This window comes from Galbibacter sp. (assembly GCF_035306585.1).
GTDB lineage: Bacteria > Bacteroidota > Bacteroidia > Flavobacteriales > Flavobacteriaceae > Galbibacter.
In genome coordinates, this window is the sequence record NZ_DATGNU010000043.1 from 14,172 (window position 1) to 33,442 (window position 19,271).

At 37.6% G+C, this 19,271-nt stretch carries 20 protein-coding genes; 13 read left to right on the forward strand and 7 right to left on the reverse strand.

What is annotated here, in order from left to right; all coding sequences use genetic code 11:
• Positions 1-99 precede the first annotated feature (99 nt).
• Positions 100-510 carry a Holliday junction resolvase RuvX gene (gene ruvX, locus VKY50_RS04455; RefSeq protein WP_324299273.1) on the reverse strand — a complete coding sequence of 137 codons (411 nt, stop codon included), beginning with the start codon at positions 508-510 and terminating at the stop codon, positions 100-102.
• A 286-nt stretch (positions 511-796) separates the two neighbouring features.
• Here ruvX and VKY50_RS04460 point away from each other — a divergent pair, with 286 nt between their 5' ends.
• Together VKY50_RS04460 and VKY50_RS04465 are read left to right on the forward strand one after the other, a co-directional pair.
• Positions 797-1,612 (forward strand): 2,3,4,5-tetrahydropyridine-2,6-dicarboxylate N-succinyltransferase, encoded by an 816-nt coding sequence (locus VKY50_RS04460; protein WP_324299275.1) that lies wholly within the window; start codon positions 797-799, stop codon positions 1,610-1,612.
• Positions 1,613-1,724: 112 nt separating this feature from the next.
• The gene (locus tag VKY50_RS04465) at positions 1,725-2,495 is read left to right on the forward strand and encodes a glycosyltransferase family 2 protein (protein WP_324299277.1); all 771 of its coding nucleotides are present in this window, start codon (positions 1,725-1,727) and stop codon (positions 2,493-2,495) included.
• On the opposite strand, the gene VKY50_RS04470 is transcribed toward VKY50_RS04465, so the two are convergent.
• Both VKY50_RS04470 and VKY50_RS04475 read right to left on the reverse strand, forming a co-directional pair.
• On the reverse strand, positions 2,492-3,433 hold the full coding sequence (locus VKY50_RS04470; RefSeq protein WP_324299279.1) for an NAD-dependent epimerase/dehydratase family protein: 942 nt from the start codon (positions 3,431-3,433) through the stop codon (positions 2,492-2,494). The genes VKY50_RS04465 and VKY50_RS04470 overlap by 4 nt on opposite strands.
• Positions 3,434-3,480: 47 nt before the next feature.
• Positions 3,481-4,326, reverse strand: coding sequence for a glycosyltransferase family 2 protein (locus VKY50_RS04475; RefSeq protein ID WP_414652289.1), 846 nt, complete (start codon positions 4,324-4,326; stop codon positions 3,481-3,483).
• Positions 4,327-4,409: 83 nt separating this feature from the next.
• Here VKY50_RS04475 and VKY50_RS04480 point away from each other — a divergent pair, with 83 nt between their 5' ends.
• The 7 genes from VKY50_RS04480 to VKY50_RS04510 all read left to right on the forward strand — a co-directional run bounded on the left by VKY50_RS04480 (position 4,410) and on the right by VKY50_RS04510 (position 10,354).
• Complete coding sequence (locus VKY50_RS04480) at positions 4,410-5,165, forward strand: glycosyltransferase family 2 protein (protein WP_324299283.1); 756 nt, start codon at positions 4,410-4,412, stop codon at positions 5,163-5,165.
• Positions 5,166-5,183: 18 nt separating this feature from the next.
• Positions 5,184-5,750, forward strand: coding sequence for an L-threonylcarbamoyladenylate synthase (locus VKY50_RS04485; protein ID WP_324299285.1), 567 nt, complete (start codon positions 5,184-5,186; stop codon positions 5,748-5,750).
• A 27-nt stretch (positions 5,751-5,777) separates the two neighbouring features.
• Positions 5,778-7,211, forward strand: a complete 1,434-nt coding sequence (locus VKY50_RS04490) for a CCA tRNA nucleotidyltransferase (RefSeq protein ID WP_324299287.1) — start codon at positions 5,778-5,780, stop codon at positions 7,209-7,211.
• The gene (locus tag VKY50_RS04495; RefSeq protein ID WP_324299289.1) at positions 7,208-8,242 is read left to right on the forward strand and encodes a COX15/CtaA family protein; all 1,035 of its coding nucleotides are present in this window, start codon (positions 7,208-7,210) and stop codon (positions 8,240-8,242) included. Before VKY50_RS04490 ends, VKY50_RS04495 begins: the two co-directional genes overlap by 4 nt.
• A 27-nt stretch (positions 8,243-8,269) precedes the next feature.
• Positions 8,270-8,782: an IS1096 element passenger TnpR family protein gene (locus tag VKY50_RS04500; RefSeq protein WP_324299291.1), complete on the forward strand. Its 513-nt coding sequence runs from the start codon at positions 8,270-8,272 to the stop codon at positions 8,780-8,782.
• A 109-nt stretch (positions 8,783-8,891) separates the two neighbouring features.
• Entirely contained in the window at positions 8,892-9,950 is a 1,059-nt protein-coding gene (locus VKY50_RS04505; RefSeq protein WP_324299293.1) for a nucleoid-associated protein, read from the forward strand.
• A 56-nt stretch (positions 9,951-10,006) separates the two neighbouring features.
• Positions 10,007-10,354 (forward strand): DUF2200 domain-containing protein, encoded by a 348-nt coding sequence (locus VKY50_RS04510; protein ID WP_324299296.1) that lies wholly within the window; start codon positions 10,007-10,009, stop codon positions 10,352-10,354.
• A 29-nt stretch (positions 10,355-10,383) separates the two neighbouring features.
• Here the strand turns inward: VKY50_RS04510 and VKY50_RS04515 are convergent, their stop codons facing one another.
• A complete protein-coding gene (locus tag VKY50_RS04515) occupies positions 10,384-11,463 on the reverse strand; it encodes a hypothetical protein (RefSeq protein WP_324299298.1) in 1,080 nt (359 codons plus the stop codon).
• Positions 11,464-11,677: 214 nt separating this feature from the next.
• On the opposite strand from VKY50_RS04515, the gene VKY50_RS04520 reads away from it, so the two are divergent.
• The 3 genes from VKY50_RS04520 (at position 11,678) to uvrB (ending at position 15,497) form a co-directional block, all read left to right on the forward strand.
• Positions 11,678-12,580 (forward strand): ABC transporter ATP-binding protein, encoded by a 903-nt coding sequence (locus VKY50_RS04520; RefSeq protein ID WP_324299300.1) that lies wholly within the window; start codon positions 11,678-11,680, stop codon positions 12,578-12,580.
• A gap of 2 nt (positions 12,581-12,582) precedes the next feature.
• Positions 12,583-13,413: an ABC transporter permease gene (locus tag VKY50_RS04525; protein WP_324299302.1), complete on the forward strand. Its 831-nt coding sequence runs from the start codon at positions 12,583-12,585 to the stop codon at positions 13,411-13,413.
• Positions 13,414-13,505: 92 nt separating this feature from the next.
• A complete protein-coding gene (gene uvrB, locus VKY50_RS04530) occupies positions 13,506-15,497 on the forward strand; it encodes an excinuclease ABC subunit UvrB (RefSeq protein WP_324299303.1) in 1,992 nt (663 codons plus the stop codon).
• A gap of 225 nt (positions 15,498-15,722) precedes the next feature.
• On the opposite strand, the gene VKY50_RS04535 is transcribed toward uvrB, so the two are convergent.
• The gene (locus VKY50_RS04535) at positions 15,723-16,151 is read right to left on the reverse strand and encodes an Hsp20/alpha crystallin family protein (protein WP_324299305.1); all 429 of its coding nucleotides are present in this window, start codon (positions 16,149-16,151) and stop codon (positions 15,723-15,725) included.
• Positions 16,152-16,461: 310 nt separating this feature from the next.
• On the opposite strand from VKY50_RS04535, the gene VKY50_RS04540 reads away from it, so the two are divergent.
• Positions 16,462-17,157 (forward strand): phosphoadenylyl-sulfate reductase, encoded by a 696-nt coding sequence (locus VKY50_RS04540; protein ID WP_324299307.1) that lies wholly within the window; start codon positions 16,462-16,464, stop codon positions 17,155-17,157.
• Between the two features lie 86 nt (positions 17,158-17,243).
• Here the strand turns inward: VKY50_RS04540 and VKY50_RS04545 are convergent, their stop codons facing one another.
• The gene (locus tag VKY50_RS04545; protein WP_324299309.1) at positions 17,244-17,576 is read right to left on the reverse strand and encodes a hypothetical protein; all 333 of its coding nucleotides are present in this window, start codon (positions 17,574-17,576) and stop codon (positions 17,244-17,246) included.
• Positions 17,577-18,045: 469 nt separating this feature from the next.
• A complete protein-coding gene (sucC, locus tag VKY50_RS04550) occupies positions 18,046-19,239 on the reverse strand; it encodes an ADP-forming succinate--CoA ligase subunit beta (RefSeq protein WP_324299311.1) in 1,194 nt (397 codons plus the stop codon).
• Positions 19,240-19,271: the final 32 nt, after the last annotated feature.

Consider the following 19,271-nt stretch of genomic DNA (forward strand, 5'->3'; position numbering starts at 1 on the left):
AAACAAATTTAATAAAAATTCCTTTTTCTTTCTACTATATCTGTAAGATGTAGTATTTTTTGGTTGAATTTAACGTTTTAAACCTCAACCCCTTATAATTTAACGATTGTACAAATATGATTGCAAAATTACCGTTGCACTCACTTTATCCAAAAGTTCCTTTTTCCGTCGATCTTTCTTCTTTACCCCTGCATCCAGCATACTTTGAAAAGCAATTTTAGAGGTAAACCGCTCATCTATTCGTACCACAGAAATCTCTGGGAGTTCTTTATTGAGGGCTATGATAAATTGCTGAATTTTATGTTCCACCTCTGAAGGCTCGTTATTAAGCCGCCTAGGCTGTCCTACAACAATGCGTTCCACTTGTTCCTTTGACACATAATCCTTTAAATATTTCAATAAATCTTTGGTGCTTACCGTGGTAAGGCCAGAGGCGATTATTTGTAAAGGATCCGTTACGGCAATTCCCGTGCGTTTTTCTCCATAATCTATTGCTAGTATCCTTGCCATTGTAAAATGCTTTACAACAAAAATACGTCTAAAATCAAGTCTTGGATTTTAGAGCACAAGAACTTATCCATGAAGTTATTCACAATTCATGGTATTGATAAACCAACACGCTTCAATATTAGTGACTTATACCATTATTGTCAAAAGAATGTTAAGAGCCATATTGGTGGCCAACAACCAAGCAAAGGATGTTTTTTATAAACAAATCACCTATTAATGTTATAGCTATCAAATCCTTTTAAAAATACAAACAACAAACTTATATTTGTAACAAAATTTGATATTTATGAATGCACTACGTACGATCATTGAAGCAGCCTGGGAAGACAGGGAGCTGTTAAAGAATAACGATACACAAAACTCCATTAGAGAGGTGGTGGACTTATTGGACAAAGGAAGTCTTCGAGTAGCAGAACCAACTAATAGCGGTTGGCAAGTCAATGAATGGGTAAAGAAAGCCGTGGTATTGTACTTCCCAATACAAAAGATGGAAACTTTAGAAGCTGGTCCGTTGGAATTCCATGATAAAATTCCATTAAAAAGAAATTATGCGGAGAAAGGAATTCGCGTAGTTCCACATGCCGTAGCTCGACACGGAGCATATATTTCTCCTGGAACCATCCTAATGCCAAGTTATGTAAATATTGGAGCTTATGTAGATGAAGGTACCATGGTCGATACCTGGGCAACAGTTGGTAGCTGTGCTCAAATTGGAAAAAACGTACACTTAAGTGGCGGTGTAGGAATTGGAGGCGTCCTTGAACCTTTACAGGCAGCACCCGTTATTATAGAAGACAATGCCTTTTTGGGATCTAGAAGTATCGTTGTAGAAGGTGTTCGGGTTGAAAAAGAAGCGGTGTTAGGTGCTAATGTTGTCTTGACTGCATCTACTAAAATTATTGATGTGACCTCAGATGAGCCTGTGGAGATGAAAGGTTTTGTTCCAGCTCGTTCGGTAGTAATTCCAGGAAGCTATACCAAAAAATTCCCAGCAGGAGAATACCAAGTTCCTTGTGCACTAATTATTGGCCGTCGTAAAGAGAGTACTAACAAGAAGACCTCTTTAAACGATGCCTTAAGAGAATACAATGTAGCCGTTTAGAAGTAAACTCTACCTATAACAGTACTTAAAACCTAGCTTAAGATCTCGCTTTAAGCTAGGTTTTATTTTTTTATTGCTCCACTACCCAATATATTTGCAAAAAAGCACCAAGTTGAGCACAAGCACTAAATTATCCGTGGTAATTATTACCTATAATGAGATTGAGTATATTGAGCAATGCATAGACAGCGTAATTTTTGCCGACGAGATCATCGTTGTTGACTCCTTTAGCAACGATGGAACATGGGAATACCTACAAGGTCGACCAGAGGTTACAGCTCAACAACATCCCTTTGAGAATTTTACCAAACAAAAATCCTATGCCTTAAGTCAAACAACAAATGATTGGATCTATTTCTTTGATGCTGATGAACGCGTTACTCCTAGACTGCAAAAAGAAATCATTCAAACCATCAATGACCCCAACAGTTGTGATGCCTATTGGAATTACCGAAGTTTTATGTTTAAAAACGAGCGCTTGTATTTTAGTGGATGGCAGACAGATAAGGTATATCGTCTATTTCGAAAAAGTCGTTGCTCGTTTGTAGAGGACCGTATCGTTCATGAAACCCTAGAAGTTCGTGGGACCGAGGGAAAATTAAAAGAAAAGCTCCTTCACTACTCTTATAAAAACTACGAGGATTATAAGGGGAAAATGATACGGTATGGTCAGCTAAAAGCCAAACAAGCACATTTAAAAGGAAAAAAATGGTCTATATTAAAGCAATATTTACGACCTGCTTGGAAGTTTTTTAATCATTATTTGCTGCGATTGGGAATACTTGATGGAAAAAAAGGAATAATCATAAGTTACTTAAATGCCTTAGGGGTATATGAACGCTTTCGCGAGCAGCGCGCTTTAGAGCTTAAGAATAAGCACTAAAGAAACTTTTCTTCATACCAGTGAACCTGCGCTGTAAGACCATCTTTTAAACTCGTATTTGGATTATAACCTAGTAATTTACGTGCTTTATCAATAATGGCCGTAGTTTGTAATTGATCTCCAAGCCTTGGAGGATGCATCTGAATCGATGCTTTTATGCCAATAATCTCTTCAATAAGCGTTATACCTTGGCCAGTAGTGTAGGAAAGCTCTGTACCAACATTAATAATCTCACCCCTAATGTGATCCTCTTTACCTATCACTGCGTCCATTGCTTGCACAACATCACCCACATAAGTAAAGCTACGAGAATGATTTTCACTGCCTTGAAAAAGTGGAAATGAAGTTTGTTCAAAAATTGATTTGATCAGTTTGGTGTATAATTTTTCTGGACGCTCTCTTGGGCCGTATACGGAATACAGGCGAAGTGAACAAGCAGAAATCTTTCCACTTCGGTGCGCTCCAAGGACCAATTGTTCAGCCGCCAGTTTAGTAACCCCATAAAAAGACACCGGTTTGGCAGCGGTGGTTTCTGGGAAAGTAGCCCTTTTTCCATAAATGGAAGAGGTGGCTATATTTATAAAAAGTTTTAATTTAGGACTTGAATCACAGACCCAGTCCAATAAATTTTGGGTTGCACAAATGTTGTTTGCTACAAACTGGCTAAATTTGGTTGTTGTAGAAATTCCAGGTTGGGCAGCAAAATGAAAAACATAATCAAAGTCATTTGGAAGTTTTACACTTAAGTCACCCTGTAAATCTGCCTCAATAAAAACAACCCCAGATTTCACAATATCGTGTTGATTCAACTTCTTTAATGACAAATCGTAATAGGGATCAAAATTATCTACACCATATACTTGGTGTCCTTGGGTGGCAAAATATTCTGCACAATGTGAACCTATAAACCCGGCTGCACCGGTAACCAAAATCTTCATCAGTTTGTTTTTTTTTACTTAAAAAGACACCGCTTAAATTCTTTTGGTTATCCTTTATTTTTGTCCTCTTGCTTAACGATCCCATAAGGAGTCCAAGTTGATTTATTAGACTTGGTTTGATCTCTAATCTTTTTATTTCTTAGAAGGGTTTCTTCATTTTTGTATCCTCTGGAGTGATCCAGATGGACACTTGTTGTACTATAGCGAATCTGTTTGGGTTTAATGCCATTGTTGATCATACGCTCCCCTAGCTCCCTGTCCTGACCACCATACTGCATTCGCTCATCAAAACCGTTTACAGCTAAAATATCCTTCTTCCACCCCGAAGCATTATTCCCATTCCAACTCGGTGTAGTTGGTGTCAGAAAGTTTAAAAGTGTGGCTTTTAGATTATTTTTAGTAAGCTTATTTAATTTAAAGGATCTTTTAACCCCATTGTTTACCAGCCAATCGACCTTAAAACAATCCCCTGAGACGATCTCTTTCTTACCTATTTTCTTAGAAGTCTCCATGGGGAGCTTAAAATAGCCTCCAGAGAGAAAATACCCCGTTTGTTTTAATTCATTATGAACTTTTAGAAAATCTGGTCTTGGGATGCAATCACCATCACTCATCACAATGTAAGGAGTTTGGCATGCCACTACTGCTTTATTTAAGATCCTCGACTTTTGGAAACCATCATCTTTTTGCCAAATGTGTCGAATGGTATAAAATACCTCTTGTTGCATCCGTTCCAATAAGTCTTTTGTTTTTGGACCAGAGCCGTCATCAGCGACGATGACCTCAAAATTTTTGTATTGCTGTTGATTGTAACCAAGCAACACTTTTTCAAGCCACTCCTCCGAATTGTACGTGCTTATAATGACTGTAATCTCGAGGTTATCCATAAACATAAAATCTAAATTACTAACAAAAATAAGAAGTCCATTTTATTTATCTTTGCTTTTTAATTATTTAATTACCGCGATTAATTCCAATGAGAAAATTAACCATTATTATTCCTACTTTAAATGAAGCGTTTCACATTGAGGAAGTCATTAAGAGTGCGAGCTTTGCTGATGAGATATTAATAATCGATTCTTTTAGCACCGATAAGACTGTTGAAATTGCTCAAAAATATAAAGTAAAAATATTAAAAAGAGAATTTGATGGTTTTTCAAGTCAAAAGAATTATGCTATTGAGCGGGCCGCTCATGACTGGATATTTATTCTCGATGCTGACGAAAGGATACCACAACCGCTGCGGGAAGAAATACTAAATGTGCTCGAAAACGGAGCATCTAACATTGTAGCTTACGATGTGTTATGTTCTCATATTTTCATGAACCGAAGAATGGAACACAGCACTTTTAAAAACGAATGGAAAATGCGATTGTTTGATCGCAAATTCTGTAGGCATGGTAATAAACTTGTCCATGAGGACATGATTATAAACGGTCAGAAAAGTCGTTTAAAAAACCATTTTGATCATTACACTTACAGAAGCTTTGATCGCTTTATTGCTAAGAAAAATCACTACGCTAGACTACAAGCAGAGCAATATTATAAAAAGAATAAAAAACCGACTTTTTTTCATTTTATGGTAAAGCCTGCTTTTCGATTTTTTAATCAATACATATTTCGAGGTGGGTTCTTAGACGGCTTCCCTGGATTCGCGAGCGCCTACATTAATTCCTATGGCGTGATGACTCGTTATATTAAGCTCTGGCTCCTTCATCATAAAATGAATTAACAATTTACATCGCTATAAATGGATCTCAACGATGAAATTCTAAAAACCATAGACATCCTAAATAAAGGGGGACTTATACTATATCCCACCGACACTGTTTGGGGCATCGGGTGTGATGCCACTAATAAGGAGGCTGTAAAAAAGGTATATGACCTTAAGCAACGTGAGGATAGCAAAGCCCTTATTTGCCTAGTCTCGGACACAAGAATGTTAGAACGCCATGTTTATGAGGTACCAGAGGTAGCTTATGATATTATCCAGTATAGCAATAGACCTACGACAATCATCTACGACAGGCCGATTAATATGGCTAAAAACCTCATTGCCAGTGACAATACAGTGGGCATCAGAGTCGCCTCCGATGAATTTTGTCAAAAGCTCATCAGAAAATTTAAAAGGCCTCTGGTTTCAACTTCGGCAAATTTAAGCGCAGCCCCAACACCAAAAAGCTTTGGAGAAATAAGCTCGGAAATTTTAAAAGGTGTAGACTATGTGGTAAATTTGCAGCTCGAAAAATCCAATTCACGACCTTCATCAATTATTAAAATAAGTAATGATGCCGTTGTGAAGATAATTCGAAAGTAATTCCACTATCAAGCTGATCCAAAAACAATGTCAAAACAATACATCCAAGCTATCCAAGACCCGATATTTGAACTTATAGCCAAAGCTTCTTTGAATTTAGGCATTCGATCGTACGTTATTGGTGGTTTTGTAAGAGATTACCTCTTACATCGAAATGTTCCTAAGGATATTGACATTGTTGCTCAAGGAAGTGGAATCAATCTTGCGAAAGAGGTTGCTAATTTAATACCTGGACATACGAAAATTTCTGTATTCAAAACCTTTGGGACGGCCATGATTCGTCACCAAGAGTTGGAGGTAGAGTTTGTAGGTGCCAGAAGAGAAAGCTATTCTTCAGATAGCAGAAAACCATTAGTGGAAGATGGGAGTTTGGAGGACGACCAAAACCGAAGGGATTTCACCATCAACGCTTTGGCCATATCACTGAATCAAGATGATTATGGAAAGCTACTTGATCCTTTTGACGGAATTTCGGACCTTCAGAATCAACTTATCCGAACTCCATTAGACCCTGATATTACATACTCTGATGACCCCTTAAGAATGATGCGTGCCATTCGGTTTGCTTCACAGCTAAACTTTAAGATTGAAGAGGAATCTTTTCAGGCCATTAAAAGAAATGTCCATAGAATTGAGATTATTTCCAATGAGCGTATTGTAGATGAATTACATAAAATTATACTGAGTGAGAAACCTTCTCAAGGGCTCAAATTATTGTTTCAAACGGGACTACTCTCCAAAATACTCCCAGAGCTGACCAACCTTCAAGGCATTGAAGAGAAGGAAGGACAGACGCATAAAGATAATTTTTGGCACACCTTAGAGGTGGTGGACAATATCGCCAAAAACACCGATGATCTTTGGCTACGGTGGGCAGCGCTTTTACATGATATTGGAAAAGCACCCACAAAGCGGTTTGACAAAAAAATAGGTTGGACATTTCATTCCCATGAATTTGTTGGAGCCAAAATGGTGTACGCAATATTTAAAAGGCTGCGCATGCCACTTAATGATAAAATGAAATACGTCCAAAAGCTCGTAATGATGAGTTCTCGACCAATCGTACTTGCTCAGGATATTGTAACAGACTCAGCGGTAAGAAGACTTATATTTGACGCAGGCGATTACATTGAAGACTTAATGACCCTATGCGAGGCAGACATTACCACCAAAAATCCAAGGCGTTTTAAAAAGTATAGTAACAATTTTAAAATTGTTCGTCAAAAGATTTCTGAGGTGGAGCAGCGTGATCACATTAGAAACTTCCAGCCCCCGATTTCAGGTGAACAAATCATGGAAACTTTCAACATAAAGCCATCACGCGAAATCGGCTTGATCAAAGAAGCGATCAAAGAGGCTATTTTGGAAGGAGAAATTCCAAACCAATATGATGAAGCCTACGAGTTCATGCTTAAGCGTGGTAAAAAATTAGGTTTAACCCCCGTTAATAATAAAAAGTGAAAAAAAGATTTCGAAAAATCGCTAAAATCACCCTAGTCTTTGTCTATTTGGTCATTGTTGCCGGCGCAGTTGTACGAATGACAGGAAGTGGAATGGGATGTCCAGATTGGCCAAAATGTTTTGGATATTACATCCCTCCTACACAGATCTCTCAACTTGAGTGGCAAGCCGATAGGTTCTTTAAAAAAGGGCAAGTGATTATCGTAGACAGTACTTTAAAGGTGGCTATTGAAGATTTTACCACTGGAGACACCTATAACGAATCCCATTGGGAGACCTATACCAAGCATGATTATGCTATTTTCAACCCTATCCACACCTGGACCGAATATATCAATCGCCTTTGCGGAGCTTTGGCAGGGTTTGCAACATTTATAATGGCTATTGCCTCTTTATATTACCGAAAAGAAGACATCTGGGTTCCTATACTATCATGGTTAGCCGTTTTTGGTATGGGGTTTCAAGCGTGGCTTGGCGCAACGGTAGTGTATTCTGTACTTGCCCCAGCTCGAATAACCGTCCACATGTTAATGGCCTTTGTAATTGTCGCCCTTCTACTTGTGATCATCTATAGAACCAGGGAACACAAACCGATCGCTAAACCCAATAAAACCTTTAAAAATCTACTCATTTTTGCCGTATTGTTGACCACGGTTCAGGTAGTATTTGGAACTCAAGTACGTCAGTTTGTCGACGAACAAATTGATCTGTTAGGAGACTCGGCAAAGAGTCTATGGCTTGCAAAACCAGAGTTATCGTTTTACATTCACCGTTCTCTTTCCTCATTGGTGTTTTTAATCAATACCTGGATCTTGTACTTAAACGTAAAGAACAACCTAGGTTTTGAAAAAGTACGTTGGGTATTTTATATTATTTTCCTTGAAATTGCATCTGGTATGGCAATGTATTATTTGGATTTTCCGTTTGGAACACAAACCATACACCTGGTGCTTGCCACCTTATTATTTGGGGTACAATTTTACCTGATTTTGGAAACAGGAAAAAGATTCAATAAAACAAAAACTTTGTAACTTGCAGTTGCAGTAAATCTTAATGAGATGATTTATAAATTTAGAATTATACTTGACGCGCAAGAGGACGTCTTTAGAGATATTGCTATTGAGTCGACAAATTCCATGGAAGACCTTCACAATGCCATTGCACAAGCCTTTGGTTTTGATGGTACCGAAATGGCTTCCTTCTATGTAAGTGATCCTGAATGGAATCAAGGGGAAGAAATTGCCTTGTTTGACATGAGCGAAGCTGGTAATAATGTACGACTAATGAATGAGATCATCATTGAAGACCAACTCGATCAAGACAACCGTAATTTAATTTATGTATACGATTTTTTCAGCATGTGGACTTTTTATGTCGAACTTGCTGATACCACCATCGAAAGGGAAGAAGGAGTTACCTACCCTAGCCTGTTATATGTCCATGGTCAACTTCCAGATTCTCCCCCACAAAAACAGTTTGAGGCAGAAGAAATATCAGATGATTTTGAAGATTCTGATGATTTTGACTTGGACAGTTACGACGATTTCGATTTTAACGAGAATTGGAACTAATCCTCCAAAGTGTATAAAATAGTAGTAAAAACCTTCTACCCTCATAAGAAGGCATTATCGAATGCATAACATCTAACATTGAATAACAAACGCGATTAACAAGTATTATATGATCAATCTGTATCTAACTCAAATTGAAAGCCTTTCCATTCACCGTATTGGAAACAAAAGTAAGAACGAAGGGACCTTCTTTTCAGAACAACCCTATCAGCTGAACGATGAATTGAACGAGCTTCTTAAAGAATTCTTCTTTAGACCTTTTAGAGAAAAAGAAGAAAACTACTTTCGGTTTGATCACGAAGTGGACCTAGAGTACAACGAGCTCTATAACATCGCAACCGAAGTATTTGATAATCCAAACAGTATACATGAGCAATCACAAAAGATTACTAAGCATTTGTACGACCAATCGAATCACCCGCATATTAAAAGCGGCGAAGTATATGTGGCTTATTTAAGTGATGTTGTGGTTGATAATGAAAAAATGAATGCCATCGGAATTTTCAAATCAGAGCTCAAGCATGACTTCTTAGAATTTGAAGAGAAAGATAGCAATATTGAAATCCTCATTAGACAAGGGATAAATATCAATAAACTGGACAAAGGGTGTCTTATTATTAACACCAATAAAGAAGAAGGCTTTAAAATCCTCTCTATCGATAGCAACCGCTACGACACTAAATATTGGTTAGAAAATTTCTTGTCAGTGGACGCGCTTACCGACGAGACATTTTTCACAAAGAAATACTTGAAATTCTGTCAAGATTTTGCCAAAGATGTGGTCCTGCCAGCGGAGGACAAAAAACAAGAAGTGATGTTTATGAATCGTGCGGTAAACCACTTTGCAAAAAATGATGAATTTGAAGAGACAAACTTCCTAAATGAAGTGATGGACAATCCTGATCTTATTCCCGAGTTCAAACACTATAAAACCGAAAAAGGTCCAAAATACAGCATAGAGGATGTATCGACTTTTCCCATTGCTAATAAGGCGGTATCAGATGCACGTAAAAAGATTAAAAACGTAATCAACCTCGATACAAACATCCAAATAAAAATGGATTTCATTAACCCTGATTCAGCAGAGAAGTTTGTTGAAAAAGGATGGGATGAAGAAAAACAAATGTACTATTACTTGGTATACTTTAACAAAGAAGAAAAGAATTAGCCAATTAATTTTTTACAAGAAAAAAAAGTACCTGTTAACCAATAGCATAATTAGACATGGAGACACATAAAATATACAACATGCCTTTCTCTAAAGTCTATCTCCTATATATCCAAAAAGCGCTAAGAAGGGATCGAACAAAACAAGAGGTGGATACAATTATTTGTTGGTTAACAGGATTCACTCCAGCTATGCTAGAGGAATTAATTGACCAACAGGTAGACTTTCAAACATTTTTTAAAAAAGCAAAGCTACATCCCAATGCACAAAAAATCACTGGCGTGGTATGTGGGATAAGAGTTGAGCGCATTGAGCAGCCCTTATTACAACAGATCCGATATCTAGACAAGCTCATCGACGAACTAGCTAAAGGAAAGGCTATGGAAAAGATTTTAAGACCATAGTCAATACCCTAACAGCCTATATAAAGGAATTAATAATTCCTACTGCTTTGCAGTAATCTTTTCATATTCACATCTTCATAATTCCTGCGAACGAACTCTAGTGCAACCCTGAGCACCTGTCCCATGGATCTACAGCGTTTAAATTTCATATCTAAGGTGTAATTATAGAGTTCCATCTTTAATTCTTCTAAATTCTCCTTGGAGGTAATATGATCATTGACCATACAACGTAGTAAAGCTTTAAGGCGTTTTCTAGAGGTGAGAATTCGCTTTGCCAAAAGCGAACGTTCCTCCTTCTTATACTGCTCAATAGAGGCAGGCTTTAACCGCTGTTCTACCATTTGAACCATCTGATAGTTCTCTTTGAAAAATTGAGGCTTATACACCTTAAAATTCCCCTCGTAAGATTGCTGATCAAAATCAATGGCTCTTATTTTAAAAATCACATTGTCAAAATCATGCACTGGAATAATTACATAATTATAAGAACGCATATCCCCTAATAATCGAATCATACAACGCTCATTGAATTTCACAAATTCCTTCGCAATTTGACTCTTTTGGATATCAGTACACTGGGGTAGTGAATTTTTAATGAATTCATCCCCTGGGATGCCAGAGATATGCTCCTCTATTAAGGTATCATCAAATACGGCAAAGTTAATCCGATTAGGAGATAAAATATGTTCGAGTTCAAGACCATACACCCTTGAAGCATCCGCTTTTTTCACATAGAGATACGTATAATTATCATTGAGTACATTTCGAACCTTTATTCGAAAGGGTTTTGAATTTCCAAAGGTGCAAAAGTCAATCGCATCAACATTCAAATATTGAAAAATATCCTCATTCCCATCCGAGAAAATCAACGTATAGACTTTCTTTAGTTGATAATCTATTTCAGGACGCTCAAACTCTGAGTAATAAACACGAATCCACAAGGTATCCTTATCATTCTCATCATAAACCACTACAGAACCCGAGAATCGTAATAAATCATCATACGAAATGGCGATTTCGGTATTCCTATTGTAACGCTCCAAGTATTCATGCAACCTGGGATAAATCGGAAAGGAAGGTTTCTTTCTAGACATTAATCGCTCACTCATAAGCTATCATTTTTTTAAGAATATAATCAAAATTACTTTAATTTCCATAATCGCTGTTTTGATTCTACAGCTGATTTCCGATGCCCAAAACAGATTTCTGATTTGTTATAAGGAAAAAACAACAAACAGGTTCATGAAAAATCTATACCCAACTGTAACAAAATATAATTAACTTCGTCAAGTAACTAGCTACCATTTTTAAAAACATACAATTTTGGAGACCATACTCAATGTCAATCACCTCACTAAGAAATTTCATTTTCTCACTGCTGTCAATGATGTTTCCTTTACGATAACAAAAGGGAATGTCTACGGGATACTAGGCCCCAATGGGAGTGGAAAATCCACCACACTTGGCATGGTTCTCAATGTGGTCAATCAGACCTCTGGATCTTTCACTTGGTTTGAAGGAACCACTACCACCCATCAGGCTTTAAAAAAGGTGGGGGCTATTATTGAGCGCCCGAATTTTTATCCCTATATGAGTGCGGAACAGAATCTTAAACTAGTTTGTAAGATAAAAGAAGTCTCCACGGAGAAGATTCATGAGAAATTAGAATTAGTCGGTCTTTTGGACCGTAAGGACAGCAAGTTCAGAACCTACTCCCTAGGTATGAAGCAACGACTTGCCATTGCCTCTGCCCTTCTTAATGACCCGGAAATCCTGATACTGGATGAACCCACCAATGGACTTGATCCACAAGGGATTCATCAGATTCGAAACCTTATAAAAAAGATTGCTGGCATGGGCACGACTATTTTACTTGCCTCTCATTTATTGGACGAGGTAGAAAAGGTTTGTACACATGCCATTATTTTAAGAAAAGGACATATGATTTACTCCGGGAGAGTAGACCAGATGACAGCCAGTTATGGATTCTTTGAGCTCAAGACAGCGCAAATGGACACCTTAATGGCTTATCTTCAAGAGAACGATCACTTTAGTACGGTAAAGCAGGAGAACGGTTTAATTACGGCCTTTTTAAGCGAACCCATGGAGCCTGCAATCTTCAATCAATTAATGTTTGAACAAAATATTGTCCTCTCTCACCTTATCTGGCGAAAAGAAAGCCTAGAAGAACAATTTCTTTCGCTAACTACTAACACAGCCAATTAATTATGAAGAGATTACTATCAATTGAGTTTATCAAACTTTGGAATAACAAAAGCAGTAAATTTCTAATCCTATCATACTTCATTTTACTCACCTTTATCGCACTCTGTGCAGCCGTTCAATTCGACATAGGAGACTTTCATTTTAATTTAGCCGAACAAGGAATATTCAACTTTCCTTACATCTGGCATTTTACCACCTATTTGGTGGCATTCTTTAAACTTTTCTTGGCCATTGTTATTGTATCGATGATGTCCAATGAGTACAGTAATAAAACACTCAAACAGAATCTGATCGACGGGTTAAGTAAGAAAGAATTCATTCTTTCAAAATTTTATACCGTACTTAGCTTTTCGGTACTCTCCACTATATTCATCTTTGTGGTAGCCTTGATTCTAGGACTTATTTATTCCGATTACAACGAACTCAGTATCATCTTTTCGGATTTAGAATTCTTAGTAGCATTTTTTGTCAAGCTTTTAGGTTTCTTTTCTTTTTGCTTATTTCTCGGAATACTTGTTAAACGTTCCGCATTTGCGCTTGGGTTTTTAATCCTTTGGCAAATCTTTGAAGGGATCCTCTTTGGTGTTTTCGCCTGGAAAGGTAACTCTGAAATGGCATCCAATATCATGCAAATTTTTCCTTTAAGCAGTATGAGCAATTTGATCACAGAACCCTTTAGTAGACTCAATGCCGTACAATCGGTAGCCAATCAAGTAGGTCAAGGGTTTGAAAAGGATTACGCCGTACATTGGTATGAAATACTCATCGTATTAATCTGGACATTCTTGTTTATTTATGGTTCCTATGTCCTTTTAAGGAAAAGGGACTTATAAGCTTTTATCATGGTATCATATTGGACAAGGTTTTACCTGAATAGTAGCACATTATAACTAGGACTTTAATTTTAATAGCTTAATTTTGTGACATGCAGTTTAAGATACAGTCAGAATACAAACCTACCGGTGACCAACCCACCGCTATTGCTCAACTCTCTGAAGGAATTACAAGTCAGGAGCGCTACCAAACCCTATTAGGAGTCACGGGGTCAGGAAAAACATTTACAGTAGCCAATGTTATTGAAAATGTTCAACGTCCAACTTTAGTATTAGCACATAATAAAACCCTAGCGGCTCAATTGTATTCAGAATTCAAGCAATTCTTCCCTGACAACGCAGTAGAATACTTTGTTTCCTATTATGATTACTATCAACCTGAGGCCTATATTCCAGTTACGGGAACCTATATTGAAAAAGATTTGTCCATTAATGAAGAAATAGAGAAACTGCGTTTAAGTACTACCTCTTCCCTTTTATCAGGACGAAGAGATGTACTTGTAGTTGCATCGGTTTCTTGTTTATATGGTATTGGAAATCCTGTAGAATTCCAGAAAAATGTCATCGCTATTGAAAGGGATCAAGTCATCCCCAGGACCAAATTTTTACACCGCTTGGTGCAAAGTTTATACTCGCGAACAACAGCCGATTTTACACATGGAAACTTTAGAGTTAAAGGTGATGTTGTAGATGTATTTCCCAGTTATGCTGATGATGCCTATAGGATTCACTTTTTCGGTGACGAAGTAGAGGAAATCGAAGCCTTTGATCCCAATACCAATAAGGTTAAAGAAAAACATGAACGATTAACGATCTATCCTGCAAATATGTTTGTTACATCACCAGATGTACTTCAAAATGCCATAAAATCCATACAAGATGATTTGGTAAAACAAATAGATTTTTTCAAAGAAGCTGGAAAACACTTGGAAGCGAAGCGTTTGGAAGAACGCACCAATTTTGATTTGGAAATGATCCGTGAATTAGGTTATTGCAGCGGTATCGAAAATTATTCAAGATACCTCGACGGAAGAGAACCTGGAACACGACCCTTCTGTCTTTTAGACTATTTCCCAGATGATTACCTGATGGTGGTCGATGAGAGTCACGTGACCATCCCACAGGTTCATGCCATGTATGGTGGTGACCGAAGCAGGAAAGAAAACTTAGTGGAATATGGTTTCAGATTGCCAGCGGCTATGGACAATCGACCATTAAAATTTGAAGAATTTGAAGCGCTACAAAATCAAGTGATCTATGTCAGTGCAACTCCCGCAGACTACGAACTTCAACTCAGTGAAGGAACCTATGTAGAACAGGTGATTCGTCCTACAGGACTTTTAGATCCCGTTATTGAAGTGCGGCCAAGTGAAAATCAAATCGATGATCTGGTGGAGGAGATTCATCAACGAATTGAGCGCGATGAACGAATTTTGGTAACTACACTGACCAAACGAATGGCTGAAGAACTCACTAAATACCTTAGCCGTATTCAAATTCGTTGTCGCTATATTCACAGTGATGTCGACACCCTTGAACGTGTAGAAATCATGCAAGATCTCAGAAAAGGACTCTTTGATGTCCTTATTGGTGTAAATCTACTTAGAGAAGGATTGGATCTTCCAGAGGTATCGCTTGTGGCTATCTTAGACGCTGACAAAGAAGGGTTTTTAAGATCAGCTCGTTCCCTTACCCAAACCGTCGGAAGAGCGGCAAGGAATTTAAATGGTAAGGCGATTATGTACGCCGATAAGATCACCGCCAGCATGCAACGCACCATCGATGAGACCAATTATAGAAGGGAAAAACAACTAAACTACAACAAGAAGCACAACATTACTCCAAAGGCACTAAACAAGAGTCTTGATAGCTTACTGGCCAAGAACTCCATTTCGACCAATCAATTAGAGAAGGAAGCTGCTCGAAAAGCATCAGAGCCAGAATTAGCGTTTTTACCCAAAGAAAAGATCGAAAAAATCATCAGAGAAAAGCGTAAGGCCATGGAAAAAGCAGCCAAAGCACTCGACTTTTTGGAAGCCGCCCAATTAAGGGATGAAATTGCTGCGCTAAAGGAGCGTATCTAAGAGGAAAAGCACCCTGGTTAGCAATTAATAACCGCCATCATAAAAGTAATGCAAAAAGACAAGCCTAGTGGCCAAAATCAATAAATCTTAATTCAAAGATAATATTATCAACCCCGTAAAGTTCTAACAAACTATAGAAAAAGCGCCCCTTCTCTAAGGAGAAAAGGAGCGCTCTTTAACTAACTAACTCTACTAACCACTTATGAAAAAACTATCTTCTTTAGCTTATGCAATTTCCACCAGCCTTTTTGGCGCTGGAAGTGCAGTCTCTAACTTAGGTAGTGTTACATGCAATACCCCATCAGTATATGTGGCATTGATTTGATCCTTATCAATGGTCTTTGGAAGGGTAAATTCGCGCATAAAAGAAGCATATTTAAACTCTCTACGGTTGTACTTCCCATCTACCTCAGTCTTGGAATCCTCAGAAACTTCAGCAGAAACCGTTAATACATCCTTGTCAAGTTCAATTTTAAAATCTTCCTTCTTCAGCCCAGGCGCAGCAAGCTCTAAAGTAAAGGCCTTATCTTGCTCTTTAATATTTACCGCTGGCATGGTATCACTAAAACGCTCTAAACCTCCAAACCAATCTTCTCTGGCCATGCTATCCAAAAAACTTGGAAAAAATCCGCTATTTCTTCTAACTAAACTCATACCTTAAATTTTTATATTAATGATTAATTTTTTATTGCTCACTTACCAATAGACAAATTTGGTTCCAATTCAATTATAGTGACATTATGGCATGTTTTATTAGGTTTTTAATGACATTTTGTCTTTTATGCCGCGGAATACAAGCCTGTATAGAAAGTCTCATGCCAGTTTGATCTTATCACATTCCTACCTCAAAAGGTTAAAGATTTCTAATTTGTAAATAAGTATCCCCTGTTAAGTCAAGATATTTTGAAAAAAAAACTATCTTAGCACCTTTAAAACTAATTCCCTATAGAATAAATAGATTAATATGCTAGAAAAAGAAGTTATTGCAAAGAGAACCTATACGGATAAAGAGCTACAAGCGCTCAATACCAAATATAAACCTCTTACAATCGAGCAGCGTATTGCTATGTTGTACGAGGATTTTTCACCGGATGAGATTATGCTAACAAGTTCCTTTGCTGCAACATCCGCTTTTTTACTTCATCTATTCTCCAAGGTGAATAAAGAACAAAAGGTATATTTTATAGATACTGGATTTCACTTTCCAGAAACCCTGGATTATAAACAAAAGCTCACTGATCTATACGGGCTTAATGTAGAATCCATCAGCGCCATTAAAGAGGAGCACGATTTTACCGTACAAGATCAAACCTACCGCAAAAACCCAGAATTCTGTTGTACCATTAACAAGGTGAAACCTTTGGATGTTATTAAAAAAAAATACACGGTATGGGTATCTGGTCTTATGAAATGGCAAAGCGACCATAGATCAACACTAAACATATTTGAAGAGAGAGGAAACATTATAAAGTTCTATCCCCTACTCGATGTTACTAAAGAGCAAAGGGACGCCTTTATCGAAAAACACAAGCTTCCTTTCCACCCTTTGGTATTCCAAGGGTATAACTCCATCGGCTGTAAACACTGTACTGTGCCAGGAGAGGATCGTAGCGGCCGCTGGAACAACAGTCCTAAGACAGAATGTGGCTTACATCTATAGACACTAAAATAATAAACTACAAAGGGTTGTCTGTAACAGACAACCCTTCAATTTTTTAAGAAGATTCTTTTTCAATTACACACTTCTTATCGTGAGAGAATACGAACATCCACAGTGTATTCCTTTCCAATTTCTAATCCAGGAACATCCACCTTGCGATAGTTCATTCTACCTTTAATATAGGACTCCACTAGTTCGTTTTCTGATTTTACGGTAAGGACAACGATTTCAGATTCTACATTAACTTTAAAACGAACACTGGCCACTAAGACCTTCTCTGTTAGTGTAAAATTTGGTGTTCCAAGAATAGAAGACAATTCTTTGGAGATCTCTTTAGCCGATGGATTGGGATCAACATGAGCCATTAAAAGCGATGTACTAAAAATGGCGAGCATTAGCATTAACTTTGACTGTTTCATAACGATTGTTTTTAATTGTTGAACAAGACAAAGCTACTTCAAAATAAGAACATATCCCGTTGACATTTAACTAGTTAACGGAATCTTAAATCACATAACCTTTATCTAATCTTTTGTTTTCTTCATGATATATAGCCAATAAAACATACGAATCCTTTTAAGGATAGCGTATTGGTAAATTCAAGGTAGCACTAAGTTTATGAACAGCCATTTTTCATAAATTCTTAGGTGGTATCATAAATCCATGAGTGTTCCTTGTTTAATTTCTTAAACTATTGATGCATTGTTAAAGATAAAAGATATTCCTTGAGAAATTAAAAGTTAAACAGCTCTACAACAAGCTGTTAACCCTAAGGAAACATTACAGGATCGAAAACCAAAAAAGTAGATAACAAAAAACCTCGGATCAACCGAGGTTTTTCTACCAAAATGATACATATAGCAAATCAATAGCTTGCTATACAATATGCTATTGTAATACTTCTTGCACTTTATCAGCTGCTTCTTTAAATTCAATTGCTGAATGTACTGCTAGACCTGAATTATCAATTAATTCTTTAGCGAGCTCAGCGTTGGTTCCTTGTAATCTCACAATAATTGGAACCTTAATGGCATCACCCATGCTTCTATAGGCATCTACAATACCTTGAGCAACACGGTCACCACGAACAATTCCTCCGAATATGTTCACCAAAATAGCTTTTACATTAGGATCTTTTAAGATGATTCTAAAGGCCGTCTCCACGCGTTGCGCGTCCGCAGTTCCACCAACATCTAGGAAGTTTGCAGGTTCTCCACCAGCCATTTTAATTAAATCCATGGTGGCCATTGCTAAACCAGCTCCGTTGACCATACATCCCACATTACCATCTAGATTCACATAATTTAATCCAGCTGCTTTGGCTTCTACTTCGATAGGATCTTCCTCTCTAATATCACGCATTTCTTCATAGTCCTTATGACGATATAAAGCGTTATCATCAATGGTTACCTTCGCATCAACAGCCATGATCTTATCATCAGATGTCTTAAGAACTGGGTTGATTTCAAATAAAGAAGCATCAGAAGACTCGTACGCCTTGTATAAAGCACTAACGAACTTTACCATTTCTTTAAAAGCCTGGCCACTTAGCCCAAGGTTAAAAGCAATTTGACGAGCTTGAAACGGAAGAAGACCTGTAGCAGGATCGATCTCTTCATTGAAAATTAAATGAGGTGTCTTTTCAGCGACCTCTTCTATATCCATTCCACCTTCGGTAGAATACATAATCATATTTCTCCCTGTACTTCTATTGAGTAGTACCGAGATATAGAATTCTGACGTTTCACTATCCCCAGGATAATAAACGTCTTCTGCCACCAATACCTGATGAACTTTTTTACCTTCTTTACTGGTTTGGGGTGTAATTAAGTTCATTCCGATAATAGCATCAGCTATTTCTTCCACCTCTTTAAGGTTTTTGGCAAGTTTAACTCCACCACCTTTACCGCGTCCACCTGCGTGGATCTGTGCTTTGATTACGTGCCAACCAGTACCTGTTTCCTCGGTTAGTCGTTTGGCAGCATCTACAGCTTCCGCTGCAGTTTGAGCTACAATTCCACGCTGTATGCGTACTCCAAAACTTGCAAGTATTTCTTTTCCTTGATATTCGTGTAAATTCATAACGATGCGTTGTATAATTTAAGCGGACACAA